This is a genomic window from Variovorax sp. P4_B10 (assembly GCF_056402375.1).
This window is the reverse complement of record NZ_JBFUHN010000089.1, coordinates 1-25,069: the sequence shown is the minus strand read 5'-3', so window position 1 is coordinate 25,069 and position 25,069 is coordinate 1. Positions and strand designations below refer to the sequence as shown.

The window sequence follows — 25,069 nt, the reverse complement described above, 5'->3', positions numbered from 1 at the left end:
ACGCGGGCGAACGCCTGTTCTCGACGGTCGAGGGCGCGCGGGCGCAATGGAACCCGGTCTGGGTGGTGGTCGACGGCAGCGACGACGGCACGGGCGAGCGCCTGCAGCAGATGGCGGCCAACGATCCGGGGCTGCGCGTGTGGGTGTTGCCGCAAAACCAGGGCAAAGGCGCCGCCGTGCTGCACGGGCTGCGCGCCGCGAAGGAAGCGGGGTTCACGCATGCGCTGACGATGGATTCCGATGGACAGCATCCGGCGGAGCTGATCCCTTCCTTCATGCAAGCCTCGCTGGCCCGGCCCGAGACCATGGTGCTGGGACGGCCTGTGTTCGACGCCAGCGCCCCGCTGCTGCGGGTGCGCGGACGACGCGTATCGAATGGATGGACGCAGCTCGAGACCCTGTTTGCGGGCGTGGGCGATTCGCTCTACGGCTTTCGCGTCTACCCGGTCGCCGACCTGATTGCCGTGATGGCGCGGCAACCCTGGATGCGGCGCTTCGACTTCGATACCGAAGCGGTCGTGCGGCTGGCCTGGCGCGGCGTCAAGCCCGTGAACATCGACGCGCCCGTGAAGTACCTGACGGCCGAGGAAGGCGGGGTTTCGCACTTCCGGTACGGGCGGGACAACGTGCTGCTGACCTGGATGCACGCACGGTTGATGGTCGAGTTCGTCTTGCGGTTGCCCGGCTTGCTGATTCGCAAATTGCGCGGGGCGCCACCTTTTCAGAGGTAGCACCGTTGAGGTGCGCCCGGTAGCCGGTACGGCCTGCGCCGGGCGCCAAACGCAGCGGAAGAACTCAGCGCGCGCTGCGCCGACGCACAAGCAGCGTGATCAGCAGCAGCGAAAGCACCGTGAATGCAACGAACGACCAGTTGGCCAGCGTCAGGCCGAACAGCGACCAGTCGACCTTCGAACAGTCGCCGCCGCCGCGGAAGATCAGCGGCAGCGCCCGCTTGAGCGGGAAGGTTTCGATCATGCCGTACAGGTCGCGCCCGCAGGACACGACCTCGGGCGGATACCACTGCAGCCAGCTCTGCGCCGCCGCGGTGTAGGCGCCGCCCACGGCCGCCACCAGCGCCAGCAACCCGCCCGTCACCTGCAGCCCCCGGCTGCGGAACAGGCCGGCAAGTCCGGTGAAGAGTGCCACCAGCACCAGTGCATACCGCTGCACGATGCACATGGGACAAGGTTCGAGCCCGACCACGTGCTGCAGATAGAGCCCGAAGGCCAGCATGAGGACACAGGCCAGGCAGATCAGCCCATGCGCGCGGCGCGGCGCGCCGAAGTACCAATCGATCAAGGAGACACCCAATCTTCTTCTACGAACACCCTGGCCTTGCGCGGATTGGCGACGACGGTGTCGCCCTCCTTCAAGCCCAGGTCACGGAACTGTTGCGCAGGGAGTTGCGCCTCGATGATGGTTCCGGAGCCCGGATTATCTGGATTCGATTCGGTGGGCTCAAGTTCCAGCCGCGCGATCGGTCCGACCACGATCGCCCGCGACAGCGTGGCGACGATGCCGGTGGCGCCGGACACGTAGCGCGTCACATCCAGGTCATGCGGCCGCACATAGGCCATCGCCTTGGCGTCGCGCGCCCCGCTGTGCTCGGGCGAATCGAGGCGCATGCCGTCGAGCTGCACCTGGCCGTTGTCGGCACGGCCGTGGAACAGGTTCACGTCGCCGAGGAAACCATAGACAAAAGGACTCGCCGGCTTGTCCCACACATCCTGCGGCGAGCCGACCTGTTCGATCTGGCCCTTGTTGATGACCACCACGCGGTCGGCCACCTCGAGCGCTTCTTCCTGGTCGTGCGTCACGAAGATCGAGGTGACATGCAGCTCGTCGTGCAGCCGGCGCAGCCAGCGGCGCAGTTCCTTGCGCACCTTGGCATCGAGCGCGCCGAAGGGCTCGTCGAGCAGCAGCACCTTGGGCTCCACCGCCAGCGCACGGGCCAGCGCGATGCGCTGGCGCTGGCCGCCGGAGAGCTGCGACGGATAGCGGTCGGCCAGCCAGTCGAGCTGCACCAGCTTGAGCAGGTCGGTCACCTTCTGCTTGATCTGCGCGTCGCCCGGGCGCTCCTTGCGCGGCTTGACGCGCAGGCCGAAGGCGACGTTCTCGAACACGGTCATGTGGCGGAACAGCGCGTAGTGCTGGAACACGAAACCGACCTGCCGCTCGCGCACATGCACGTCGGTGGTGTCTTCGCCCGAGAACAGGATGCTGCCGGTGTCGGCCGTTTCCAGCCCCGCGATGATGCGCAGCAGCGTGGTCTTGCCGCAGCCCGAGGGCCCGAGCAGCGCGACGAGCTCGCCCGATTCGACGTCGAGGTTCACGTTGCGCAGCGCGCGGAAGTCGCCGAACTGCTTGCTGATGTTGCGGATTTCGATGCTCATGATCTCGTTCTTTCTCTCTCTCAGGCCGCCGTGGGCTCGGGCGGACGCTCGGGGGGCAGCTCGGCGATGGCCTTCATTTCGCGCTCGTGGCGCCACTCGATGACCGACTTGATCACCAGCGTGACCAGCGCCAGGATCGCCAGCAGCGAGGCCACGGCGAACGCGGCCACCGACTGGTATTCGTTGTAGAGCACTTCCACATGCAGCGGCATGGTGTTGGTCTGGCCGCGGATGTGGCCCGACACCACCGACACCGCGCCGAACTCGCCCATGGCGCGCGCGTTGCAGAGAATCACGCCGTACAGCAGGCCCCACTTGATGTTGGGCAGGGTCACGCRCCAGAAGGTCTGCCAGCCGGTCGCGCCGAGCACGATGGCGGCCTGCTCTTCGTCGGTGCCCTGCGCCTGCATCAGCGGCACGAGTTCGCGTGCGATGAACGGGAAGGTCACGAACACCGTGGCGAGCACGATGCCGGGTACGGCGAAGATGATCTTGATGTCGTGCTCGGCGAGCCAGGGACCGAACCAGCCCTGCGCGCCGAACACCAGCACGTAGATCAGGCCCGCCACCACCGGCGACACCGCGAACGGCAAGTCGACCAGCGTGGTCAGGAAGGCCTTGCCTCGAAACTCGAACTTGGCGATGGCCCAGGCGGCCGCCACGCCGAACACGAGGTTCATCGGCACCGCGATGGCGGCCGTGATCAGCGTGAGGCGGATGGCGCTCCAGGCGTCGGGTTCCTTCAGCGCCTCGAGGTACGCGCCAACACCCTTGCGCAGTGCTTCCGTTGCCACGGCCGCCAGCGGCAGCACGAGGAACAGGAACATGAATGCGAGCGCGAGGCCGATCAGCGTCCAGCGCACCCAGGGCGATTCGGTGGTGCCGGCCTGCGCGCGGCGAATGACTTTGGAAGGTGCGCTCATGTCAGGCTCCCGCCCGGCGGCGCTGCCACGCTTGCAGGCCATTGATGACCAGCAGCAGGATGAACGACAGCACCAGCATCACCAGCGCGACCGCCGTGGCGCCCGCATAGTCGTACTGCTCGAGCTTGCCGATGATGATGAGCGGCGTGATCTCCGAGATCATCGGCATGTTGCCGGCGATGAAGATCACCGAGCCGTATTCGCCGATGGCACGTGCGAAGGCCATCGCAAAGCCCGTGAGCAATGCCGGGGCGATCGACGGAAAAATCACCTTGGTGAAGGTCTGCAGCCGCGTGGCGCCCAGCGACGTGGCGGCTTCTTCCAGCTCCTTCTCCGCGTCTTCGAGCACTGGCTGCACCGTGCGCACCACGAACGGCAGCCCGATGAAGATCAGCGCAATGACGATGCCCGCCGGCGTGAAGGCCAGCTTGATGCCGTGCGGCTCGAGCAGTTGCCCGACCCAGCCGTTGCCCGCAAGCAGCGCGGTCAACGAAATGCCCGCCACCGCGGTGGGCAAGGCAAACGGCAGGTCGACCAGCGCATCGACGATGCGCTTGCCCGGAAACTTGTAGCGCACCAGCACCCAGGCCACCAGCAGGCCGAACACCGCGTTCACCACGGCCGCGATCAGCGAGGCGCCGAAGGTCAGCCGGTACGAGGCCATCACGCGCGGCGCGGTCACGGCCACCCAGAACTGCTCCCAGCTCATCGTGAAGGTCTTGAAGACCAGCGCCGACAGCGGGATCAGGACGATCAGGCTCAGGTAGAGGATCGAGAAGCCGAGCGTGATGTGAAAGCCCGGCAGCACCCGCCTGGAGCCTCCTGCCCGGTTCACACGCGAAAAAGGCGCTCCCGCGGACGGGAGCGCCGAAGAAACAGCGCCGCTCATTTACTTGCCGCCGGGTGTATAGAGCTTGTCGAACTGGCCACCGTCGTTGAAGTGCACCTTCTGTGCATCGCCGAGGCTGCCGAACAGTTCCTGCACCGTGAAGAGCTGCAGCGGCTTGAAGGTCGATGCGTACTTCTTGAGCACGGCTGGCGAGCGCGGGCGCAGCGCATGCTTGGCGGCGATTTCCTGCGCTTCTTCGGAATAGAGCCAGTCGAGGTAGGCCTTGGCGAGTTCGCCGGTGCCCTTCTTGTTGACGGTACGCTCGACCACGGCGACCGGGTTCTCGGCCACGATGCTGATCGACGGATAGACCGAGTCGACCTTGCCGGTGCCGAATTCGCGGTCGATCGAGACCACTTCCGATTCGAAGGTGATCAGCGCATCGCCGATGTTGCGCTGCAGGAAGGCGGTGGTCGCGTCGCGGCCGCCGCGCGCCAGCACCGGCACGTTCTTGAACAGCTTGCCGACGAACTCGGCAGCCTGTGCATCGGTGCCGCCCTTCTTCTTGATGTAGCCCCAGGCCGCGAGGTAGGCGTAGCGCCCGTTGCCGCCGGTCTTGGGGTTGACGATCACGACCTGCACGCCCGGCTTGACCAGGTCGTCCCAGTCCTTGATGCCCTTGGGGTTGCCGTTGCGCACGAGGAACAGCATGGTCGACGTGGTCGGCGATGCGTTCTCGGGGAATTTCTTGTTCCAGTCCTTCGCGACCACGCCGGCGTTGGCGAGGAAGTCGATGTCGGTCGAGGTGTTCATCGTCACCACGTCGGCGTCGAGGCCGTCGGCCACGGCGCGCGCCTGGGCGCTGGAGCCGCCGTGCGACTGGTCGACCTTGACATCCTTGCCGGTGGCCTTCTTGTAGTGCGCCACGAACGCCGCGTTGTAGTCCTTGTAGAACTCGCGGGCCACGTCGTACGAGGCGTTCAGCAGCGTCGTGCTGGACGAACCTTGTGCGAAGGCGCTGCTGCCGGCGAGTGCGGAGGACGCCAGCGCGAGCACGGCGACGAAGGTCTTGATTCTGGAAGTCATGTGGTTGCCAAGGTTTCTGAAATTTCACGGCCCGCCGACCAGGCGGCGGGCTCGTCGGTCAACGATTGCAGCAGGGCCAGGCCGAGCGGCCAGTCTCCGTGCCCCGAATCGATGTTGATATGGCCCGCATTCTGCATGCGCACGAACTCGCTGCCCCAGGCGCGCGAATAGGCACCTGCCAGCCGGATCGGGCAGTAGGGGTCATTGCTGCTGGCCACCACGATGCTGCGGTACGGCAGCGCCGCGTACGGCACGGGCGCAAAGTCGGACAGCACCGCGCGGCGCTCCGGGTCGGCCGGGGCCACCAGCAGCGCGCCCTGAATGCGGGCAGCGGCCTCCGCCGGCAAGTGCGCCGTCGCGATGCAGCCCAGGCTGTGGGCCGCGATCACCACCGGACCGGGCGTGTCGAGCACCAGCTTCGCCAGCGTCGACACCCAGGCTTCGCGCCGCGGCGACGCCCAGTCGTCCTGGATCACCCGCGCCGCGCCCGGAATGCGCTCCTCCCACAGGCTCTGCCAGTGGCCGGGCCCGGAGTCGCGCCACCCAGGCACGATGACGACGCGCGTCTGCATTTGCGAGTGCCGCCTGCGCTTACTTGTTCGGCTGTGGCGTGATGCGCAGGTAAGGCTTGACGGCCTTGAAACCCTTGGGGAAGCGCTCGGCGAGTTCGGCCGGGTCCTGGATGCTCGGGATGATGACCACGTCGTCGCCGTCCTTCCAGTTCACTGGCGTCGCGACCTTGTGGCTGTCGGTGAGCTGCAGCGAGTCGATCACGCGCAGGATCTCGTCGAAGTTGCGGCCCGTGGATGCCGGGTAGGTGATGGTGGTGCGGATCACCTTCTTCGGGTCGATGATGAACACGCTGCGCACCGTGGCGGTGGCCGAGGCGTTCGGGTGGATCAGGTCGTACAGGTCGGACACCTTGCGGTCGGCGTCCGCAACGATCGGGAAGTTGACCGTGGTGTTCTGCGTCTCGTTGATGTCCCCGATCCACTCCTTGTGCTTGGTGGCCGGATCGACGCTCAGCGCGATGGGCTTCACGCCGCGCTTGGCAAACTCGCCCGACAGTGCCGCGGTCTTGCCGAGTTCGGTGGTGCACACGGGCGTGAAGTCGGCCGGGTGCGAGAAGAACACGACCCACGAATCGCCAGCCCACTGATAGAAGTCGATGGGACCTTCGCTGGATTCCTGGGTGAAATTGGGGGCGGTGTCGCCGAGTCGCAGAGTTGCCATGGTCGCTTCTGGGATGGATGGAAGCCCTGGATTGTGCGAACCTCGGCTTCAATGCCAAACGAATATCTGCTTGTTTGGATATGACGTTTTTCGCATAACGAATCGGACCCGGCCCGCTTTTTTCACCTAGAACATGCGCGGCACCGCGTCACTCTGCAGGTGCTCGGCCAGGAAATCGATCAGCCGGCGAACTGCCGGCACCAGCGCCCGCCGCGCCGGGAACACCATGTGCGCCAGGACTGGCGACGGCCCCCAGCCCGGCAGCAGCCTCACCAGCCGGCCGGCCGCGACGTCGGCCCGGCACATGTAATCGGGCAGCATGGTGGCGCCCACCCCGCCCAGCGTGGCGAACTGCAGGGTCGCCAGGTCGTCCGCCACGTAGCGCGGAAAGTGCGAATGCACATGGATCTCGCCCTTCGGCCCTTCGAGCCGCCAGTCGCTGCGCCCCTCGCCGTTGACCGACATCGCGGCCGTATACAGCCTGGCCAGGTCGGCCGGGGTGTCGACCGAGCCCTGCCGCGCGAGCAGGTCCGGGCTCGCCACCAGCACGCCGCGGCTGGTGCCGAAGGTCTTGGCCACCAGCACCGTGCTGTCCTCGATGGTGGGCCGCACGCGCAGCGCGATGTCGATGCCCTCCTCGATCAGGTCGACCGGCCGGTTGATCACCCGCATGTCGATGCGTACCGCCGGGTAGCGCTCCATGAAGACCGRCATCAACTGCGCCAGCCCGCTGTGTGCGATGGTGACCGGGCAGCTGATGCGCACCAGCCCGCTGGGCTCGGTCTGCACCTGCGCCACCGACTCGGCCGCCGCCTGGGCCGCATCGCGCATGGCGGCCGAGTGCCGCAGGTAGATCTCGCCGGCCGGCGTGAGCGACAGCCGCCGGGTGCTGCGCTGCATCAGCTGCACGCCGAGCCGCTCTTCCAGCTCCGCCACGCGGCGCGACAGGCGCGACTTGGGAATGCCGAGCGCCCGGCTGGCTGCGGCAAAACCGCCGCGCTCCGCCACTTCGGCGAAGAAAACCATGTCGTTGAGGTCTTGCATGGGCTCGATTGTCCTGCAGACAGGACGATCTATGCAAATTTTGGCTACTTATCGGTCACTCGATACAAAAATAGAATTCTCCCAACGCCGGCCACTTTTGAGCGCCGACACCATCCACACGAAAGTGATTGATATGAAGCTGCTCCACATCGACTCCAGCATCCTCGGTGCCTATTCGACCTCCCGCCTGCTGACGGCGGAGACCGTGGCCGCCTGGAAGGCCGCGCACCCCGACACCACGGTCGAGTACCTCGACCTCGCCGTGGACGCCCCTGCGCACTTCGGCGCCGACGCCCTGGCCATCAAGACCGGCCCGCAGGCCGAGCCGACCGAAGCCCAGCAACGCGAGAACGCGCTGTCGGAAAAGCTGGTCAGCCAGTTCCTCGCAGCGGACGTGGTCGTCGTTGGCGCCCCGCTCTACAACTTCTCGATTCCGACGCAACTCAAGGCGTGGATCGACCGCCTCGGACAGGTCGGCCGCACCTTCAAATACACCGAAACGGGCCCCGTGGGCCTGGCCGGCGGCAAGACCGTGATCGTGGCCTTGAGCCGCGGCGGCGTCTACTCGACCAGCGATTGGGGCCAGGGCGCCGAACACCAGGAGAGCTACCTCAAGGTGGTCTTCGGTTTCTTCGGCATCACCGACGTGCGCGTCGTGCGCGCCGAGGGTGTTGCAATGGGCGACGAGCCCAAGGCTGCCGCGCTGGCCACCGCGCGCTCCGACATCCTGGTGGCGACGGCCGAAGCCGCGAACCAGAAGGACGTCGCCCAAGTCGCCTGAGCCCGGGCTTGCGCCAAAAACAAAGCCGCCCTTCGAGGGCGGCTTTTTCATGGGCGTCGATCGTCCGGAAGATCGTCAGGCCGCCGAGTGGCTCTTGATCCAGGCCACGTACTTGTCCATCCAGCCCTGCAGGAATTTCTTCGAGCCCTCGTTGCCGATGCCGCCCTCGTCGTCGAACAGACCTTCCTTGGCCTGCAGGAACACTTCGGGCGCGCCCAGCGTCGGCACGTCGAGGTAGGCCAGGATGTTGCGCAGGTGCTGCTGCGCCAGCGCGGTGCCGGTGGCGCCTACCGAGATGCCGACCACGCCGGCCGGCTTGCCGCCCCAGGCGTTCTGGCCGTAGGGACGGGACGCATGGTCGAGGGCGTTCTTCAGCACGCCGGGGATCGAGCGGTTGTATTCCGGCGTGACGAACAGCAGGCCGTGCGCCGCCGCGATCTCGCTCTTGAGCCGCTTGACCGCGGGCGCCTGGTTGCCGTCGTCGTCCTGGTTGTAGAGCGGCAGGTCGCCGATGCGCAGGTGCTCGAAGATGAAGTCCGGCGGCGCAAGCCGCGTCAGCGCGATTGCGAGCTTCTGGTTGAACGAATCCTTGCGAAGGCTGCCGACAACGACGGCGATCCGGGTCTGGGCCATGGATGAACTCCTTGATGTGAGGGGATGAGAATGGCGAACACGATTATGCGAATCGCCCATGACCTTTTCTGGAAAAGTTCTTGCGCCGCCGCGCGCCCTGCCAGATGCTGGAGCCCATGACCCTGTCCTCCCACCATGACGTCATCGTCGTCGGCCTTGGCGCCCTTGGCGCCGCCACCCTCTACCAACTCTCGCAGCGCGGCGCACGCGTGCTGGGCATCGACCAGTTCGCACCGCCCCACGACCAGGGCTCCTCGCACGGCGACTCGCGCATCACGCGCCTGGCCATCGGCGAAGGCGACGAGTACGTGCCCTTCGTGCAGCGCTCGCACGCCATCTGGCGCGAGCTCGAAGCCCGCACCGGCAGGCCGCTGATGACCACCACGAGCGGCCTCGTCCTCGCGCCGCGCGACCGCGTGGCCGAGCACCACGGCAAGTCCGACTTCGTGCGCCGCACCATCGCCTGCGCCGAGCGCTTCGACATCGCGCACGAGGTGCTCGACGCGGCCGGCATCCGCGCGCGCWTTCCGCAGTTCAGTCTGCAAGGCGACGAGATCGGCTACCACGAGCGCGATGCCGGTTTCGTCCGGCCCGAAGACGCCATCGGCGCGCAGCTTGCGGTGGCACGCGCTTCGGGCGCGCAGACGCGAACCGGCGAACGCGTGCAGGCCGTCGAGCCCGTGGGCAACGGCGACACGGTCCGCGTGCACACCGGCACCGCCAGCTTCACGGCCGACCGCGTCGTGGTCGCGGCTGGCGCCTGGCTGCCCGAATTCCTGGGCCGACAGGCCCGCGCCGACTGGCAGGCCGACTTCTCGGTGCACCGGCAGGTCATGCACTGGTTCGACGCCGGCAGCGCTGCCGCCGACTTCGCCCCCGGCCGCTTCCCCATCTTCATCTGGATGTTCGGCGACGGGCAGGAAGACTACATGTACGGCTTCCCCTCCTCCGATCCCGCGCAACCGGCGCTCAAGGTCGCCACCGAGCAGTACGTGGCGGCCACCACGCCCGACACCATCGACCGCACCGTGAGCCCGGAGGAAACCGCCGCGATGTACCGCGACCGCGTCGCCGGCCGCTTTCCGCAGATCGGCGGCCGTGCCCTCAAGGCGCGCGCCTGCATGTACACCGTGACACCCGACCGCCGCTTCGTGATCGATGCGCTCGACGGCCTGCCCAACGTGCTGATCGCCTCGGCCTGCTCGGGCCACGGCTTCAAGCATTCGGCGGGCCTGGGCGAGGCCATCGCCGAACGGGTGCTGGGCCGCGCCAGCTCGCATGGACTGGATCTGCGGCCCTTTGCCCGCCAGCGGTTGCTGGAGAAGAAAACCGCCTAGAGCAGCCTCGCGCGATCCCGGGCATCATCGCCCGCTTCCGACCTTCAGCTTCAGGAGCAACGCGCGATGAGATTTCTGGTGGTGGGTGCCGGCGCACTCGGTGGTTATTTCGGCGGCCGCTTGCTCGAAGCGGGACGCGACGTCACCTTCCTGCTGCGCCCGCGCCGCGCGGCGCAGCTGGCGAAAACCGGCCTCGTGGTGCAAAGCCCCTTCGGCAACCTGCAGCTGCCTGCGCCGAAGCATGTGCTGGCCGAAGACATCGAAGCCCCGTACGACGTGGTCGTGGTCGGCAGCAAGGCCTACGACCTCGATTCGACGATGSATTCGTTCGCGCCCGCGGTCGGCCCGGACACCGTGATCCTTCCGCTGCTCAACGGCATGAAGCACATCGACCAGCTGGCCGAGCGCTTCGGCGAGGAGCGCGTGCTCGGCGGCCTCTGCATGATCTCCGCCACGCTCGACGACGAAGGCCGCGTGCTACATCTCAACGACATGCACGGCCTGAGCTACGGCGAGCGCGCCGGCGGACGCTCGGCCCGCGTCGATGCCATCGCGGCCCAGTTCGTGGGTGCGAAGTTCGACGCCACCGCGAGCGAGACCATCGCGCAGGACATGTGGGAGAAGTGGGTCTTCATCGCCTCGGCGGCGGGCCTCACCAGCCTGATGCGCGCCTCCATCGGCGACATCGTGGCAGCCGGCGGCCAGGACGTGGCACTCGCGATCTTCGACGAATGCTGTGCCATCGCCGCGCACAACGGCTTCGCGCCGCGCCCCACGGCCCTCCAGCGCGGCCGCGCAGTGGTGACGACGGCCGGCTCGCCGATGACGGCCTCGATGTACAAGGACATCGTGCGTGGCGCACCGGTCGAGGCCGACCACATCCTCGGCGACCTGCTGCGCCGCGCACCCCGCACCGATTCGCCGGTGCCTTCCGTGCTGCGCACGGCCTATGTCCACCTCAAGGCCTACGAGGCACGGCGCGCGCGCGAGGCCGGCTGACGCCATGGCCGATGCGCTCGCCTTCCTCCACACGGCACAGGTGCATGTGCCGACCTTCGAACGGTTGACCCGCGCGGCCGCGCCCGGTCTGCGCATGCGCCATCTGGTGATGGAAGAACTGCTCGCCGATGCCCGCACTCTCGGCGTCGACCACGCCGGGCTGGTCGCGCGTACTCACGACGCCATGCGCGAGGCCGCATCCGGTGGCGCGACGGTGGTCATGTGCACCTGCTCGACCATCGGTGGCATTGCTGAAAAGACACCGACCCATGGCGCCTTCACGGCCCTGCGCGTCGACGGGGCCATGGCCGAGAAGGCCGTGCGCACAGGCCCGCGCGTGCTGATCATCGCGTCGCTCGAAAGCACGCTCGCGCCGACGACCGCGCTGATCCTCTGTGCCGCGGCAGACGCCGGTGTCGAGGTGCAGCCATGCCCCCTTCTCGTCCAGGATGCATGGGTCCACTTTCAGGCCGGCGAGAGCGAGCGCTACATCGCAACCCTGGCCAAGGCGATCCGGGCCGCGGCCGATGGTGCCGACGTCGTCGTGCTGGCCCAGGCATCGATGGCACCCGTGACGCAAGCCTTGAGCGGTCTTGGCATCGACGTGCTGAGCAGCCCCGAACTGGGTGTCGAACGGGCTCTTGCCTTGCTGGCGCGCAATTGAACGGCGGGCTCGGATCCGAGGTCAGAACGTGTGCCGCACACCGAAGTCGTAGCCGGTGGCCTTGGCGTTCGGCGCACCGCTGAACATGGTGACAGCCTGGTTGGCAGGCGAGATGGTCTGCGCCGCCATGTTCCTGTTGGACACGCGCGCGACGGTTGCGTACAACGCCGTGCGTTTCGACAGGTTGTGCACATAGCCGATCGCCAGCTTGCTGACCGTGGGGTCGGGTGTATCGACCGGGTAGGGAATGCGGCCGATGACGCCGATGGTGTTCGGTAACGTCGTCTTGACCCGTGAATAGGAAAACTTGATCTGGCCCGCACCGACCGGGACCAGCGCTCCCACAAGAAGCCCCTTCTGATCCGCTGCATCCGATACGGCTGGAACGGCCGCGGGTTGCTCGAATTCCGTCTTGCGCTTCGACAGCTCCCCCACGACCTTCACCACGTCGAAGTCCCAGGACGCGCCGATGTTGGCGGTCTTCACCTTGGCGTCATACGCGCCGCGAATTCCGGCGGCCGTGACGGCCGTCGCGGTGCCGGTGAGCAATGTTCCCGAGAAGTTGCCCAACGTGCTTTCGCCATACGACGCGGCCACATTCAGCGGGCCGCTCGCGTAGCCGACCCAGCCACCGATATAGCGGCCTTTGCGCGAGCTGACGTCGGTCGGCGCGGCTGTTCCGGCGACCGGCGCTTCCTGTTTCGCATTCTCGTGAAGGGCGTACATGACTTGACCGTAGAAGCCGCCCAGATCCGGAGGCAGGAAGTACGCCACGCTGTTGCTCGCGCGGGTCGAGTTCGCGTCTGCGCCCAGGACACCGGTCCTGTATGCGGCAGGACCGTTGGCCTGCTGTACGGCACTGGTGCCCACCCCCACCGTGCCAAAGGGATCGAATGTCGCGTTGTTCCTGTACGTCGGCGTGTAGTCGCGGCCGAGGCGCACTTCGCCGAAGGGGCCGGAAAGGCTCACGGTGGAACGGCGGTTGAAGCTCACCGGATTGCTCTCGATGCTTCCGCTGTCGTTGCCGATCGGCGATTCGAGCCAGAAGCTTGCGGCGTAGCCACCGCCCAGATCCTCCGTGCCGCGAAATCCGAAGCGGCTCGAGGCATTGTTGCCGTTGCCCAGGACCGTCTGGCTGCGCGACGGAACGACAGTGATCGCGGTGGGCAATCCGGTGACCGGCGACGTCGTGACATTCGTTCGGCCACTCGATGCGTAGTGACTGATCGAGGCATCGACGATGCCGAACAGCGTGACGGAGGATTGCGCCTCGGCACCGCCGCAAGCAGCGATCGCAGAAAGGGCGAGCAAGGATTTTTTCATCTCAGGTTTCCTGGTTAAGAGTCATGTCGATCAAGGGCGAACCGATTGCATGAACAGCGAGCGCGCGCAGCAGTGCTTCGACCGGTGAAAGTCGCTGTTCAAAAAGAGGAAGACCGGGCCTGGACTCAGCCGGCCGGACGACTACCCGGCGGGCAGCGTGCCCGCCGGCTGCACCGGCAGCAGGACATGCGAGGGCCGTTGCGGCGACAGGTGAACGCGATTGACCGCGCTCTGCCGGTGCTGCCCCCTGCCCTCCGCGTCACCGGTGTTGGGGTTGACGTCGAAACGCGGGAAGTTGCTGCTCGACACGTCCAGTCGAATGCAGTGCCCTTTGCAGAACAGATTGGAGGTCGGCATGGGCTCGATCGTGATCTCGGCGATCTCCCCGTCTTCGAGCAGCGTGGGGTGTTCCCAGGAGCGCCGGTACCGGCAGCGCAGGATGCCGTCGGTGATGTTCATCGCGAAACCTTGCGGGTAGTCGGCGCTGGGCGGATGCCAGTCGATCAGCTTGGCGGTGAAGTCGGTGTCCGGCGCGCTCGAGGACACCCACAACCGGATCGTGACGGGGCCGGTCACCTCGACGTCCTGCGCCAGCGGTGCGGTCTGGAACACCAGCACGTCGCGCCGCGCTGCCAGCGGCAGGTAGGGAGGCTCGGCCCCGAAGATGCCCTCATGCGTACGCTGATCGTAGGCCCCGGCGACCATCAGCGGTTCGCCGGAGGTGATCGAACCGCCGATGGTGGGCACCGGGTGCGCCGGGTCGAAGTCGAAGGCCAGCGCGGCATTGCCCTGCTCCGCGCCCTCCGGATCCAGTGAACCGTCGGCCCGCAGGTAGTACGGCGTCGGCACCGTGCCGGGCAACGGCCATGCATCGGCGGCATGCCAGCTGCCACCATGGTCCAGGCGGCCGGCGGCATTGCGCCGGCCGGTGCCGCCGCCCATGCGGAAATAGCGCACCGCCGGGTCGTCCGCGGGTGCGGGGTGACGGTCGAGGAACCAGCGGTCGAACCAGTCGCGCCGAAAGCTGAAGTAGTCCTCGGCGAGGTTGCCGTCGAGGGTGGCCGCCGGACCGAAGTCCACATCGCCGGCGTAGGTCACGCTGCGCTCGCCATGGGTCCAGGGACCGAGCACCAACCGGGCGATGCCTTTCTCGCGCCGGGATATGCCTTCGTAGTTGTCGGTGGTGCTCTGGGCGTACGGATCCCACCAACCGCACATGAGCAGCACCGGGATGCCGTCGAATGCGTCGTAGTGGCCGGCGGCATACAGCTCGGGCTGGCGCCAATAGTCGTCGAAACTGCCGTGCTGCCACTGCGAAAACAGGTAGTTCTCGTAGTCGGGCACCGCCGCGAGCGGCGAATGCCCGGGCTTCCAGGGCAGGCTGCGGTACCAATCGGCGATGTCCTCGGCGTCCATCCGGGCGCAGGCCACCGGGTCGGCCTCCGCGGACAGGTTGGCGCGCGCCTCCCGGAACGCCCAGGTGCCCTGCTTGAGTTCGAACGCGCCGCCGTGGCGGATACCGCCGCGGTAGGCATTGGCGAAGCCCCCGAACTCGACAAAGAGGGCGCGCAGGCCGGCGGGCCGCTGCGTCGCCAGGGCGGTCTGGGTGTGCGCCCCGTAGGACAGCCCGAAGGTGCCTACACGGCCGTCGCACCACGGCTGCTCGCGAATCCAGGCCACCGTGTCGTGACCGTCGTTGGCCTCGCCCAGGTACTTGGCAAACCGGCCTTCGGACCCATGGCGGCCCCGGCAGTCCTGCACGACCACCACGTAGCCCTGCCGGACGAAATAGGCGGCGACCTCGTCGCGCCGCAGCGCGTGCGGCTCGCGCATCGTGCGCTCGCGCCTGGAGATGCGCGTCTTGCCATACGGCGTGCGCTCCATCAGGACCGGGAATGCGCCCGTCAGCGGGACACCGCCGCGTGCCGGACGATGAACATCGGTTGCCAGGCGCACGCCGTCGCGCATGGTGACCATCATGTCGCTCTGTGTCTTTACATCGCTGCGGAGGGACGGCGCCTCCGCGGCCGTGCGCATCTTGGGGGTGCTCATCATTGGATCTGGAGGTTGCGGTCGCGGATGATCTTCTGCCACTGCTCGGTTTCCTTGCGCATCAGCTGAAGCAGTTCCTGCGGCGTGCTGGGCGCCGGGTCGCTGCCCTGGGCCTGAAGCTTGCGGGCGACATCGGCGTCACCGAGCGCGAGCCGGAGGTCGCGGCCGATCTTGGCCACGACCTCCGGCGGCGTTTTGGCGGGAGCGAAAAGGCCATACCAGATCGTGAAGTCGAAGCCCGGCACCGTCTCCGAGATCGTCGGCACCTGGGGCAACGCCCYGGCGCGCTCTTGCTGCCCCACGGCCACCGCCACCAGCTTGCCGGTCTTGACGAATTCGAGCACGCTGGGCAGCGCGTTCATCGCAAACTGCACCTGCCCGCCCACCAGGTCCGACACGATGGGCGCACCGCCCTTATAGGGGATGTGCAGCATGCGGATCCCCGTCATCGATTGCAGTTGCTCCATGACCAGGTGGCCGGGCGTACCGACGCCACTGGAGGCGAAATTCAACTCGCCGGGGTGGCTCTTGGCGGCCGCGATCAACTCCTTGAGCGATTTCACGCCGGTCGAAGGATGGGTCACCAGGACGGGCGCCAGGGTGACCATGCGGCCGACGGGCACGAAGTCACGCGCCACGACGTAAGTCGGTTTGGCCATCGTCATCGGCGTCGTCACCATGGTGGCGGAGGTGCCCAGCAGGAGGGTGTAGCCATCGGGTGCCGCGGCCGCCGCGGCGATGGTGCCGGTGGTCAGGCCGGCCTTGTTGTCGATGATCACCGGCTGTTTCCATTCGCTGGCCAGCTTCATGGCCACCGCACGCATCGTGGCGTCCGTCGCCGCACCCGGCGGAAATGGCACGATGATGCGCACCGGCCTGTCCGGAAACTCCCCCGCCATGGCCAGGCGGCCGCAGAGGACCAGGATGGCGCAGGAAAAAAAGAGTTTGTATGGCAGCTTGCGCATGGTCGGTTCTCGGACGGTTGGCGGTCGGTTGGCGGGTTGTGCGACGATTGTCGAGAGCGTCCTGCAGGGGCACAACACTATGACGATGCCGCATGGGACGATGCGAAAAGTGGCGCCCGAACCGGGGCCGGGAAGGAAACGCGCAGGATGAACTTCAAGCAGATCGAGGCGTTTCAGGCCGTGATGCTGTCAGGCTCCACCACGGCAGCGGCAAGGCGGCTCGGACTGTCCCAGTCGGCGGTCAGCCGGCTGCTGGGACAGTTCGAGGACAGCCTCGGCCTCGTGTTGTTCGAACGCCGGGGCGGCCGGCTGGTTGCCACGCGCGAGGCGGAATCCCTGGGCCAGGACGCCGGCCGGCTGGTCGAACTCGCGCAGTGTTTCGCGCGGCACGCACAGCAACTGCGTGTCGCCGGTTTTCGGCGCCGGCTGCTCAATGTGGTGGTCCCCAGCACCATGGCGACGAAGATCATGCCGACCGTGCTCGAGCGCTTCGCCCGCGACCATCCCGACCTGTCCCTGGAGGTGAGGACCGGTTCCTATGGGTTCGCCGAGCGCGCGGTGCTGAGCCGCGACGCCGACCTGGCGCTGGCGCTGCTGCCCACGCAGCATGCGGACCTGCACGCCGAGCCCTGCCTCGAAACCGAGGCGGTCTGCGTCCTGCCATCCGGGCATCCGCTGGCGTCGCTGGAGGCCGTGACGCCTGCCGACCTGGATCAGGTTCCGATGGTGCTGCTCGGGCGGCAGCACGCGATGCGCGAGGACATCGACATGGTGCTGCGGCAGACCCGCGCGCGCCCCCGGATCGTCGCCGAGGTCCATTCCGTGGCGGTGGCCTGCAGCATCGTGGCGCAGGGCATGGGCGTGTCCATCGTCAACGCCCTGCTGGCGAGCTACTGCCGCGATCCCGCCATCGTGCGGCGCCCTTTTCGTCCACGCATCCCCTACACGCTCGGATTCATCTCATTGGCGCAGTCGCAGCCGGACCCCCTGCACGCAGCGTTTGCGGAGTGCCTGGTCGACACCGTCATGGAGCGGGTGCTGCCCGAGGACCTGACGACGTGCGTGTTCCGGCGAACGTGACTGTCGATTCCGCGTTGGATCGAGCAGCGTGTCGTGCTCACGATTCGAAATTTCCACCTTATTTATCTATTCATATATAGATTCATTTTTTTTAATTTATCAATGAGAAAGAGGATAATTTATCTATTCACATTGATATTCAATGGCCGCCTCGTCTCCACTCTCCCTCACGCAAGCTGCGCTGGCGTTCACCCGTTCGCAGGGTGCGGCAACCGCTGCCGACATCCGGGCGCAGCTCGGTGTCAGCCAGCCGACCGTTTCACGCGCGCTGGCGCCGCTGATCCGGAGCGCCGAAATCCTCAAGGTGGGCGCGGCGCGCTCGCAGATGTACATCGTGCCGCGGCATGTCGAACGGGTCGGCACCGAAGTGCCCGTGACCAGAATCGACGCGGCCGGCAACCCCGTGCCATTCGGCCGCATCGTGCCGCTGCAAGGCGGCCGCTGCTGGATGGACGAGCAGGAAGGCCGCAGCGCACTGCACGACGGCCTGCCCTGGTTTCTTTCCGACATGCGGCCCCAGGGCTTCATCGGGCGCGCCTTTGCGCAGGGGCATCCCGAACTCGGCCTGCCCGCCAACCCCGAGCACTGGAACGACGACGACGTGCTGCTGGCGCTGGCGCTGTGCGGCGAAGACCTGCCAGGCAACCTCATCGTCGGCGCGGAGTCGTTCCGACGCTTTCACGCGATCGCCGCACGCGCGGTGCATCGCGTATCGGCAGCCGACTATCCGGCCATGGCCGAAAGCGCCATGCAGGGCACGCTGCCAGGCTCGTCGGCCGGCGGCGAGCAGCCGAAGTTCTGCACCGTGCGCAATGGCCGGCAGGTCATCGTCAAGTTCTCGACGGCCGGCACCTCGGCCGTCGACCGCCGCTCGCGCGACCTGCTCGTCTGCGAGCACCTTGCATTGCGTACGCTCGCGGACGCCGGCGTGGCCGCGGCCTCCACGCGCATCTTCGTCAAGGCCGGCCGCGTTTTCCTGGAGGTCGAGCGCTTCGATCGCACGGCGCAAGGCCGCATCGGCATGGTGTCGCTGATGGCCTACGACGCGCAGTACATCGGCAAGATCGACAACTGGGCGGCCACCGCCAACCGCATGGCCTCGCGCGGCCTGCTGCGCGCCGACGATGCAGCGCGCCTGCGCTTTCTGGAGGCCTTCGGCCGGCTGATCGGCAACACCGATCGCCACTACGGCAACATCTCGCTGCTCATCGAAGGCGATGACTGGCGCCTGGCGCCGGCTTATGACGTATTGCCGACGCTGTACGCAGCCACCAGTGGCGAGTTGCCGCCACGCGATCTCGCGGCCACCGGCCTTGCGCCCAGCATCGAGACGCTGCCGGAGTGGCCGCGCGCCCGTCAACTTGCTGTCGTGTTCTGGCAGACGGTGGCGGCCGACGAGCGCATCTCCGCATCGTTTCGAGCGACGGCGCGGCAAAACGCGCGGCTGCTGCTCGAAGACACGCCAGGTGCCTGAAGCCGGCAACTACTCCGACTTGAGGACCGTCTCGCCCTTCAACGCGCCCATGTCGCGGGTGTTGAAGCGGTGCCGCTTCCAGCCCGCCCAGGTGCGCCGGAAGTTCGCGATCGAGATGCCGTAGTACAGCACCTTGAACATGCGCAGCGCGCCCCACATCGGCGTGCCCTTGTAGATGTCGCCAGCCAGCAGCGACATCAGCGCCTCCTTCACCCGGAACGGGTTGCCCGGGTGCATGAACATGTCGCGGATGGTCGGGTTGGTCACGCGGTAGATGAACCACGAATACTCGCTCGGCCCCTTGCGCATCATGGCCTCGAAGGCCTGGCGCACGCCGGCCATCTCGGCCGGCCGGTCGAGCGCCGTGGCCACCAGCTCGGCGCCGTCGAAGGCGCTGTGCATGGCCAGGTACACGCCCGAAGAAAACATCGGGTCGATGAAGGTGAAGGCGTCGCCCAGCAGCAGGTAGCGGTCGCCCGTGGCGTGGGTGCTCGAGTACGAGAAGTTGCCGGTGGCATGCACCGCGTCGTCGACCAGCGTGGCGCTCTTCAGGCGGTCGACCAGCACCGGGCACAGCGCGATGGTGTCGTAGAAGAAATCCTTCAGCGGCTTGTCGCGCGTCTTCAGGTAGTACGGCCAGCAGACCGCGCCCACGCTGGTGGTGCCGTCGGCCAGCGGAATGAACCAGAACCAGCCGTGCGGAAACCAGCAGATGCTGATGTTGCCTTCCTTCTTGCCTTCGAGCCGCTCGGCGTTGGTGAAGTGGCCGAAGACGGCCGTGCTGTTGTGGTCGGGGTTCTTTTCCTTGCAGCGGAATTTGTTGGCCAGCAGCGTGTCGCGCCCCGTCGCATCGACCACGAAGCGGGCGCGCCAGCTGCGCCTGGCGCCGTCGTCCATCTCGGCCTGCACTGTCGCGCCGTCGGCGTTGAAGGCCACGTCGCGCACCTTGCAGCCTTCGATCGTCTGCGCGCCGCGCGTGGCTGCGTTGCGGAACAGCAGCTCGTCGAGTTCGGAGCGGCGCACCTGCCAGGCGGAGTCGAGCGACTTGTCCCAGCCCTCGGCGAATTCCACATAGCTGCGGTGCTCATGCTCGGGCGAGACGAACTCGATGCCGAACTTCGGCATGCCGATCTTCTCGACCTGGTCGCGCACGCCGAGCTTGTCGAACAGCTCGACATTCGCCGGCAGCAGCGATTCGCCGATGTGAAAGCGCGGGTGGTGCGCCTTTTCGAGCAGCACCACGTTGCGGCCCTGTTGCGCCAGCAGCGCCGCCACGGTCGATCCGGCGGGGCCGCCGCCGATCACCAACACATCGCAGGATGGATCGGTGCCCGGGCTGACTTGGGAAGCTTCAGTCGGAGGCATTCAGTTGGACAACATTGTTAACCATGCCGCACAGCATAACGCCCCCGCTGCGCACCGCCGCTCGTCAGGGACGCCTTCCGGAAATCCGCTCATTTGCGCAAAGTCTGCTAAGCGGTGCCGGCCCGGCAGCGGCACACTGTCGGCCATGAAACCCCGGCGTGCCGAGCAGAACTACAGGGAGCGCGTGGCGCGCGCCGTCGCGGCCATCGTGGCCGACCCGATGGCGCAGCACCGCCTCGAAGACCTGGCGCGCCTGGCGCATTTCTCGCCCTTTCACTTCCACCGCATCTACAGCAGCATCGCCGGCGAAACGGTGGCGGCCACCGTGCGCCGCGTGCGGCTGGCGCTGGCCACGCGATGGCTGGAGGAAGGCAGCCAGAGCATCACGCAGGTGGCGATGGCAGCGGGCTACGACAGCCCGCAGGCCTTCACGCGCGCCTTCGGCCAGTTCACCGGGCAGTCGCCGAGCGAGTTCCAGCAGCAGATGCACCGCGTGGCGCTCGATGCCGGCCCCGTGGCGTCGGTGCGGATCGTCGAACGGCCCGCGCAGCAGGTGCATGCGCTGCGCCACCGGGGGCCGCCTTCCACCATTCCTCACACCCAGCGGCTGCTGCGCGTTCATGCCGGAGAAAGAACCGTGTCGGACTGGCTGGGCATCTCCTCCGGCGACCCTGAGGACCCGGACGATTTCAGGTACTACGCCGCAGCGGCCTCGGTGGCACCATGGCCTGTGAATGCGGACATCGAAATGCTGGAGATCCCGGCCGGCCGCTATGCGTTGCATTGCCTCATCGGCCCCTACGCCCGCATCAACGCGGCGATCACCACGCTCTATGCGCGATGGCTGCCGGGCAGCGGCTACGAGCCCGACGATCGCCCCGTGCTGGAGCACTACCTGAACTCGCCGCGCAAGGTCGCGCGGGCCGAGCTGCGCACCCATCTTCTGATTCCCATCCGTGCCGCGAACTGACCTCGTCCACCACCTTCCATCCCTACGCCCATGTCCCTGCGCCACATTGCCCTTTCCGCCGTATTCTGTCTTTCTGCAACGCTGAGTCATGCCGCAGGCTTCAGCTTCATCGAGGTGCCGGCCGACAAGGACGGGCCGGCGCTGCGCGGCGCGGTATGGACACCCTGTGACGCGCCGGCCGGCCGGATCGCGCTCGATCCACTCGTGATTTCCGGAGTGAAGGACTGCCCCGTCTCCGGCGCGCGGCTGCCGCTCGTGGTGGTCTCGCACGGTTCGGGTGGCTCGTTCCTCGGACACCACGACACGGCGGCGACGCTGGCCGATGCGGGCTTCGTCGTCGCGGCCATCAGCCATCCGAACGACAACTTCCAGGATCTGGCCCGCCGGGGGTATCTCTCGACGTTCGCCTCGCGGCCCGTCGACATGCGGCGACTGGCGGACTACATGCTCGATGCATGGCCGGGGCATTCGAAGATTGCCGCCGACCAGGTCGGTTTCTTCGGATTCTCCCGAGGCGGCTACACCGGCCTCGTGGCGGCCGGTGCGGTTCCCGACTTCAGGCTGGGCTCGCGGTTCTGCGCACCGGTGTCGAACATTCCGTTCTGCGGGCAGATCCGCCGCAATGAACTGCCGCCGCCCCCCGTGCGCGATGCCCGCATCAAGGCGGCCGTCATCGTCGATCCGCTGAGCTTTTTCGATGCCGACGGACTGAAGCAAGCGACGACGCCGATCCAGCTCTGGGCCTCTGCCCTGGGTGGCGACGGGGTGACGCTGCACGACGTGGAAGCGGTTCGCCGCGACCTRCCCGTGGCGCCGGACTGGCATGTGGCCGCGAACGCCGGGCACTTTGCGTTTCTGGCGCCCTGCTCGCCTGCGATGACCCAGGCCCTGTCCGACATCTGCCGCGACGGCCCCGGCTTCGACCGCGCGGCCTTCCACGCCGACTTCAATGCCAAGGTGCTTGCCTTCTTCCGGCAGCACCTGGTGCAGGCGCCAAAGCGCTAGGACTGCCTCGATTTGATGTGATGGAGTTCCATGTGAGGGGCTGAAGCTTGTCGTCGCGCAGCGCGTACCCCACCACAATGACGGGCCGGAAGTCCGCAGTCAAGCTCGGCGCTCCGTAGCCGGCGGTGATGCGCAGCAGCATCACCTCATAGCCCGGCGTAGCCGTCAGGCCAGCGAGTTCCATCTTTCGCGCGCCGCCAGTGGCGCGGTCGCTTGGCGTGAGCTTGACCTCGCGGCCCGTCGCGCGCATGACTTCGGCGAGGCGCTCGGCGTATTCCTGATGCAGCGTCAACTCGCCGTTGCTGTCCCGCACCGCCTGTTGGAAGCGCTTGCCGCGACTCTCCACCTGGTTGATCGAGTTGTTACGACTGGCAGCGTCCACGCCGATCGAAACCAGCACGCCCACTGGGCCGAACAAGCCACCGAGCCCGACCGTCGGCGTTGCGCCAGTATCCAGAACCTCCAATTCGGACTTGGCGTTGTAGACGATCTCGACCCGGGGATGTGACAGCGGTTCTGGCTCTTCATTGGTCGCTTGCATGGGCCGACCGGCGCATGCGACCGAGCATGGCGGCAATGGCGCAGACGGTAACGATGCGTTTCATGAAGCTCTCATTGGTTTTTCTAAAATGTTTGAAGTCGATTGAGTGGTCTCAGACGGCTCCAACTTCGGGCAGCCGTGATCGGTTTTGAGAGATTGAGACTCGACGACGGGTTTGAGAGAAGCGGGGAGAGTTGGCAAGCTGCGGGCCTACGCATTCGAACGCCATCAGTGAGGAGTTGTGCCGAAGCAGGATTGAAGGTGAGCTTGGCTGCACGAAAGCCGCGCCGCGAGGAGAGCAGCACAAGAGCCCCTCGCGGCGGCACGCACCCATTGACCGTCGCCGTTCAACAAACGCTGTGCCACCGTCGATGCGATGTCAGGGCTTCACAAAGAAGACCATTGGCGGTCGGCCTTCAACCTTTGCAACATAGAACGGATGATCGGTCGTGATTGGCGCKGCCAGTCTGTATTGCCAAGTACCAACAGCTTGCTCGAGGCTGATGCGCGAGCTATTGGCGGTGGACTGCTGCAGCACGTCGCCGGACGTAAAGACTTGACGCCGTTCCAACCAATTGAAGAAGCCACTGGAGTTTCCATCCCAGGGCATCGAGATCAGGCTGAGAGTTTCCTTGGACACCGTGGCGGGGTCCGCTCCCAGCGAGAAGAGCAGATCGCCAGATGCCGGCAGCGACAGATAGCGGAAATTGAAGGTGTACGGCGTCTCGGCCACCGAATCGCTCGCCCGCACGAACTGCAGGCATGCTGTATCTGCATCGGCAAACGACGTTGCCGGACCAAACGTGCCCGTGCTGTAGTTCACGGACCCGGTGACAACACTGGCCTTAACGTTCGGCACGCTCGGGAGTTCCGCAGCGGTCTTTGCGGCACAGACACCGGACGCCTGCCCCATGGGGTAGATGTAGAGCGTTCCGTCGAGGGCGCTGGTGTAGGTCAGGGGCATGAGGCGCGATGACCCGCCGATGATCAGACCGCTGGAATAACTCAAACTCGCCATGTTCAGCGAGAACGCGCCCAATTGGATGGGCAAGGTTGCCTCGACGTATCTCAATTTCGATGTAGTCATGTCCAAGATTTGACCTTTGGCCCTCAACACGTAGAAGCCCGGTGCGATTTTGGGCATCAACAGCTTGATCAACGCCGTCGTTCTCGGGAAGAACACCCCTGCCGTTCCGGCATGTTGAGATACAGCGACAACGTTGCTACCGTCGGGGTTCTCGAGCGTGTAGGTAACCGAAGTGGCTGTTGCGAGATCGAGAGACAACTGGACATCAAGATCGCCATTAGCCGCAATGGGGCTGATGGTGTCGAGCGCCCGCTTGATCGAGGTTGCCGGCGAAGAGATAGGAACCGGCGCAGGCGCCGGAGCAACGCCGGGTGCCGGGGCCGGATCAGCGCCAGGAGTTGGTGCCGGCGCTGCAGCGATCGGCAAAAATGCGCCGCCACCACCGCCGCCTCCGCCACCGCCACAGCCATGCAGCACACCGATGGCGAGCAAGGCAACTGCTTTCGCAAGCATTCGTTTTTTCATGTTTGACATTCCCTGTTGTTAGAAACTTGCATTGAGATTGAAGCCGGGCGTCACCTTGTCCGTGCGATAACCCTCGGGCTTGCTGATGGGCGCGCCAACGCAGAAGTCGTAGCGCAGCTCGCTCCACTGCCCCCATACGCCCACGACTGCACCGGCCAGTTCCGGCCGAGCGGGTCGGCCGTGGAGCGTCCACTGGGCGCGGATCTGGCCCGAGCGGCGGAACTTCTGGTCGCTGAGCTTGAACGTCGCGTTGACGCTGATCCCGATGGTGTAGAGCTTCGGGCGCGAGGTGCCCTTGCCATAGCGTCAAGAGCGAGCAGGCCGCAAGGGCTGCGGCCCACAGCCAAGCGCGTGCGCCGAGGCACGCCGGGAGAGAGCACCATGATGATCAGCGCCGGAATTCGACCGTGCGAACCGCCGAGGGCTTGCCCGAGAAGCCGCTCACCGTGCCATCGGCACCGAAGAGCACATCGACCGGCTCGTCTTCCTGCACCGTCCAGTACCGCCATGCGTTGGCGCTCAGGTCCTTGGTGTCGTTGCGCGACGGGTAGCTGAGCGACATCAGCACTTGGGGCCGGGTCATGCCGACCACGACCTTGGCGGCGTAGACCGCCTTCTGCACTTCAGGATTCCAGCCGGCAAGCGCCACCCTGGGGTCGGTGGGAACCACGATCTGGCGCACCCACCGCAATGCATCTTCTTTGCTGCGCGCCGTGTCGTCGCGCATGGAGATGTAGTCGCCGCCGATGGTGCCGTAGAAGTAGGTGTCGCGCTTCATGGTGTCGAGCGTGGCGGGCTCGCCGGCCGGCACGATGGGGCC

The 25,069-nt window shown here is 66.5% G+C and carries 25 protein-coding genes and 1 pseudogene; 9 read left to right on the top strand and 17 right to left on the bottom strand.

All coding sequences use genetic code 11. The annotated features are described in order from the left end of the window. Window positions 1-731 (top strand): glycosyltransferase family 2 protein (locus tag AC1DXX_RS28685; RefSeq protein ID WP_478137607.1); only part of this gene is annotated, 731 nt, incomplete at its 5' end. Between the two features lie 64 nt (window positions 732-795). On the opposite strand, the gene AC1DXX_RS28680 is transcribed toward AC1DXX_RS28685, so the two are convergent. From AC1DXX_RS28680 to AC1DXX_RS28645, 8 genes are all read right to left on the bottom strand, one after another. Further along, a complete protein-coding gene (locus AC1DXX_RS28680; protein ID WP_478137606.1) occupies window positions 796-1,299 on the bottom strand; it encodes a disulfide bond formation protein B in 504 nt (167 codons plus the stop codon). After that, window positions 1,296-2,393: a sulfate/molybdate ABC transporter ATP-binding protein gene (locus AC1DXX_RS28675; protein WP_478137605.1), complete on the bottom strand. Its 1,098-nt coding sequence runs from the start codon at window positions 2,391-2,393 to the stop codon at window positions 1,296-1,298. The genes AC1DXX_RS28680 and AC1DXX_RS28675 overlap by 4 nt, the downstream gene beginning before the upstream one ends. Window positions 2,394-2,413: 20 nt before the next feature. Next, window positions 2,414-3,316: a sulfate ABC transporter permease subunit CysW gene (gene cysW / locus AC1DXX_RS28670; protein ID WP_478137604.1), complete on the bottom strand. Its 903-nt coding sequence runs from the start codon at window positions 3,314-3,316 to the stop codon at window positions 2,414-2,416. 1 nt (window position 3,317) lies between these two features. Further along, window positions 3,318-4,205: a sulfate ABC transporter permease subunit CysT gene (gene cysT / locus AC1DXX_RS28665; RefSeq protein WP_478137603.1), complete on the bottom strand. Its 888-nt coding sequence runs from the start codon at window positions 4,203-4,205 to the stop codon at window positions 3,318-3,320. Then, window positions 4,206-5,231 (bottom strand): sulfate ABC transporter substrate-binding protein, encoded by a 1,026-nt coding sequence (locus AC1DXX_RS28660; protein WP_478137602.1) that lies wholly within the window; start codon window positions 5,229-5,231, stop codon window positions 4,206-4,208. Next, window positions 5,228-5,803, bottom strand: coding sequence for an RBBP9/YdeN family alpha/beta hydrolase (locus AC1DXX_RS28655; protein ID WP_478137601.1), 576 nt, complete (start codon window positions 5,801-5,803; stop codon window positions 5,228-5,230). Before AC1DXX_RS28655 ends, AC1DXX_RS28660 begins: the two co-directional genes overlap by 4 nt. Before the next feature lie 19 nt (window positions 5,804-5,822). Beyond that, the gene (locus AC1DXX_RS28650) at window positions 5,823-6,464 is read right to left on the bottom strand and encodes a peroxiredoxin (RefSeq protein WP_478137600.1); all 642 of its coding nucleotides are present in this window, start codon (window positions 6,462-6,464) and stop codon (window positions 5,823-5,825) included. Between the two features lie 126 nt (window positions 6,465-6,590). Beyond that, the gene (locus tag AC1DXX_RS28645) at window positions 6,591-7,508 is read right to left on the bottom strand and encodes a LysR family transcriptional regulator (protein ID WP_478137599.1); all 918 of its coding nucleotides are present in this window, start codon (window positions 7,506-7,508) and stop codon (window positions 6,591-6,593) included. A 133-nt stretch (window positions 7,509-7,641) separates the two neighbouring features. Here AC1DXX_RS28645 and AC1DXX_RS28640 point away from each other — a divergent pair, with 133 nt between their 5' ends. After that, complete coding sequence (locus tag AC1DXX_RS28640) at window positions 7,642-8,289, top strand: FMN-dependent NADH-azoreductase (protein WP_478137598.1); 648 nt, start codon at window positions 7,642-7,644, stop codon at window positions 8,287-8,289. Window positions 8,290-8,364: 75 nt separating this feature from the next. Here the strand turns inward: AC1DXX_RS28640 and AC1DXX_RS28635 are convergent, their stop codons facing one another. Next, window positions 8,365-8,922 (bottom strand): NADPH-dependent FMN reductase, encoded by a 558-nt coding sequence (locus tag AC1DXX_RS28635; protein WP_478137597.1) that lies wholly within the window; start codon window positions 8,920-8,922, stop codon window positions 8,365-8,367. Window positions 8,923-9,038: 116 nt separating this feature from the next. Here AC1DXX_RS28635 and solA point away from each other — a divergent pair, with 116 nt between their 5' ends. The 3 genes from solA (at window position 9,039) to AC1DXX_RS28620 (ending at window position 11,922) form a co-directional block, all read left to right on the top strand. Beyond that, a complete protein-coding gene (gene solA / locus AC1DXX_RS28630; RefSeq protein WP_478137596.1) occupies window positions 9,039-10,259 on the top strand; it encodes an N-methyl-L-tryptophan oxidase in 1,221 nt (406 codons plus the stop codon). Between the two features lie 66 nt (window positions 10,260-10,325). Beyond that, window positions 10,326-11,258, top strand: coding sequence for a 2-dehydropantoate 2-reductase (gene panE / locus AC1DXX_RS28625; RefSeq protein WP_478137595.1), 933 nt, complete (start codon window positions 10,326-10,328; stop codon window positions 11,256-11,258). Window positions 11,259-11,262: 4 nt separating this feature from the next. Next, window positions 11,263-11,922: an Asp/Glu/hydantoin racemase gene (locus tag AC1DXX_RS28620; protein ID WP_478137594.1), complete on the top strand. Its 660-nt coding sequence runs from the start codon at window positions 11,263-11,265 to the stop codon at window positions 11,920-11,922. 21 nt (window positions 11,923-11,943) lie between these two features. Here the strand turns inward: AC1DXX_RS28620 and AC1DXX_RS28615 are convergent, their stop codons facing one another. The 3 genes from AC1DXX_RS28615 to AC1DXX_RS28605 all read right to left on the bottom strand — a co-directional run bounded on the left by AC1DXX_RS28615 (window position 11,944) and on the right by AC1DXX_RS28605 (window position 16,262). Further along, entirely contained in the window at window positions 11,944-13,245 is a 1,302-nt protein-coding gene (locus AC1DXX_RS28615; protein ID WP_478137593.1) for a porin, read from the bottom strand. A 141-nt stretch (window positions 13,246-13,386) separates the two neighbouring features. After that, window positions 13,387-15,297, bottom strand: a complete 1,911-nt coding sequence (locus AC1DXX_RS28610) for a CocE/NonD family hydrolase (RefSeq protein WP_478137592.1) — start codon at window positions 15,295-15,297, stop codon at window positions 13,387-13,389. Then, on the bottom strand, window positions 15,297-16,262 hold the full coding sequence (locus tag AC1DXX_RS28605; protein WP_478137591.1) for a Bug family tripartite tricarboxylate transporter substrate binding protein: 966 nt from the start codon (window positions 16,260-16,262) through the stop codon (window positions 15,297-15,299). The genes AC1DXX_RS28610 and AC1DXX_RS28605 overlap by 1 nt, the downstream gene beginning before the upstream one ends. Before the next feature lie 147 nt (window positions 16,263-16,409). Between AC1DXX_RS28605 and AC1DXX_RS28600 the strand changes: the two genes are divergently transcribed. Together AC1DXX_RS28600 and yjjJ are read left to right on the top strand one after the other, a co-directional pair. Then, window positions 16,410-17,342, top strand: a complete 933-nt coding sequence (locus AC1DXX_RS28600) for a LysR family transcriptional regulator (protein WP_478137590.1) — start codon at window positions 16,410-16,412, stop codon at window positions 17,340-17,342. A 142-nt stretch (window positions 17,343-17,484) separates the two neighbouring features. Next, the gene (yjjJ, locus tag AC1DXX_RS28595) at window positions 17,485-18,816 is read left to right on the top strand and encodes a type II toxin-antitoxin system HipA family toxin YjjJ (protein WP_478137589.1); all 1,332 of its coding nucleotides are present in this window, start codon (window positions 17,485-17,487) and stop codon (window positions 18,814-18,816) included. A 9-nt stretch (window positions 18,817-18,825) separates the two neighbouring features. Here yjjJ and AC1DXX_RS28590 read toward each other — a convergent pair whose 3' ends face one another. Beyond that, on the bottom strand, window positions 18,826-20,181 hold the full coding sequence (locus AC1DXX_RS28590; RefSeq protein ID WP_478137588.1) for an NAD(P)/FAD-dependent oxidoreductase: 1,356 nt from the start codon (window positions 20,179-20,181) through the stop codon (window positions 18,826-18,828). Window positions 20,182-20,326: 145 nt separating this feature from the next. Here AC1DXX_RS28590 and AC1DXX_RS28585 point away from each other — a divergent pair, with 145 nt between their 5' ends. Then, complete coding sequence (locus AC1DXX_RS28585; RefSeq protein WP_478137587.1) at window positions 20,327-21,151, top strand: AraC family transcriptional regulator; 825 nt, start codon at window positions 20,327-20,329, stop codon at window positions 21,149-21,151. 30 nt (window positions 21,152-21,181) lie between these two features. After that, a complete protein-coding gene (locus AC1DXX_RS28580; RefSeq protein ID WP_478137586.1) occupies window positions 21,182-22,156 on the top strand; it encodes an alpha/beta hydrolase family protein in 975 nt (324 codons plus the stop codon). Here the strand turns inward: AC1DXX_RS28580 and AC1DXX_RS28575 are convergent. The 4 genes and pseudogenes from AC1DXX_RS28575 to AC1DXX_RS28560 form a co-directional block, all read right to left on the bottom strand. Then, window positions 22,098-22,697: a hypothetical protein gene (locus tag AC1DXX_RS28575; RefSeq protein WP_478137585.1), complete on the bottom strand. Its 600-nt coding sequence runs from the start codon at window positions 22,695-22,697 to the stop codon at window positions 22,098-22,100. The two genes, AC1DXX_RS28580 and AC1DXX_RS28575, sit on opposite strands and share 59 nt — an antisense overlap. 379 nt (window positions 22,698-23,076) lie before the next feature. Then, window positions 23,077-24,249, bottom strand: a complete 1,173-nt coding sequence (locus AC1DXX_RS28570; protein WP_478137584.1) for a hypothetical protein — start codon at window positions 24,247-24,249, stop codon at window positions 23,077-23,079. A gap of 18 nt (window positions 24,250-24,267) precedes the next feature. Next, a pseudogene (locus AC1DXX_RS28565) lies at window positions 24,268-24,546 on the bottom strand (hypothetical protein); the annotation flags it as partial. Between the two features lie 91 nt (window positions 24,547-24,637). Further along, the coding region (locus AC1DXX_RS28560) for a hypothetical protein (protein WP_478137583.1) at window positions 24,638-25,069 on the bottom strand (432 nt) is incomplete at its 5' end.

Bases quoted from the DNA above. Each gene is read 5' to 3' on its own strand.
- AC1DXX_RS28585 (WP_478137587.1), top strand. From the start codon at position 20,327: ATGAAACCCCGGCGTGCCGAGCAGAACTACAGGGAGCGCGTGGCGCGC.
- AC1DXX_RS28590 (WP_478137588.1), bottom strand. From the start codon at position 20,181: ATGCCTCCGACTGAAGCTTCCCAAGTCAGCCCGGGCACCGATCCATCC.
- AC1DXX_RS28660 (WP_478137602.1), bottom strand. From the start codon at position 5,231: ATGACTTCCAGAATCAAGACCTTCGTCGCCGTGCTCGCGCTGGCGTCC.
- yjjJ (WP_478137589.1), top strand. From the start codon at position 17,485: ATGGCCGCCTCGTCTCCACTCTCCCTCACGCAAGCTGCGCTGGCGTTC.
- AC1DXX_RS28640 (WP_478137598.1), top strand. From the start codon at position 7,642: ATGAAGCTGCTCCACATCGACTCCAGCATCCTCGGTGCCTATTCGACC.
- AC1DXX_RS28620 (WP_478137594.1), top strand. From the start codon at position 11,263: ATGGCCGATGCGCTCGCCTTCCTCCACACGGCACAGGTGCATGTGCCG.
- AC1DXX_RS28655 (WP_478137601.1), bottom strand. From the start codon at position 5,803: ATGCAGACGCGCGTCGTCATCGTGCCTGGGTGGCGCGACTCCGGGCCC.
- AC1DXX_RS28650 (WP_478137600.1), bottom strand. From the start codon at position 6,464: ATGGCAACTCTGCGACTCGGCGACACCGCCCCCAATTTCACCCAGGAA.
- AC1DXX_RS28610 (WP_478137592.1), bottom strand. From the start codon at position 15,297: ATGAGCACCCCCAAGATGCGCACGGCCGCGGAGGCGCCGTCCCTCCGC.
- AC1DXX_RS28635 (WP_478137597.1), bottom strand. From the start codon at position 8,922: ATGGCCCAGACCCGGATCGCCGTCGTTGTCGGCAGCCTTCGCAAGGAT.
- AC1DXX_RS28615 (WP_478137593.1), bottom strand. From the start codon at position 13,245: ATGAAAAAATCCTTGCTCGCCCTTTCTGCGATCGCTGCTTGCGGCGGT.
- cysT (WP_478137603.1), bottom strand. From the start codon at position 4,205: ATGAGCGGCGCTGTTTCTTCGGCGCTCCCGTCCGCGGGAGCGCCTTTT.
- AC1DXX_RS28575 (WP_478137585.1), bottom strand. From the start codon at position 22,697: ATGCAAGCGACCAATGAAGAGCCAGAACCGCTGTCACATCCCCGGGTC.
- AC1DXX_RS28600 (WP_478137590.1), top strand. From the start codon at position 16,410: ATGAACTTCAAGCAGATCGAGGCGTTTCAGGCCGTGATGCTGTCAGGC.
- AC1DXX_RS28675 (WP_478137605.1), bottom strand. From the start codon at position 2,393: ATGAGCATCGAAATCCGCAACATCAGCAAGCAGTTCGGCGACTTCCGC.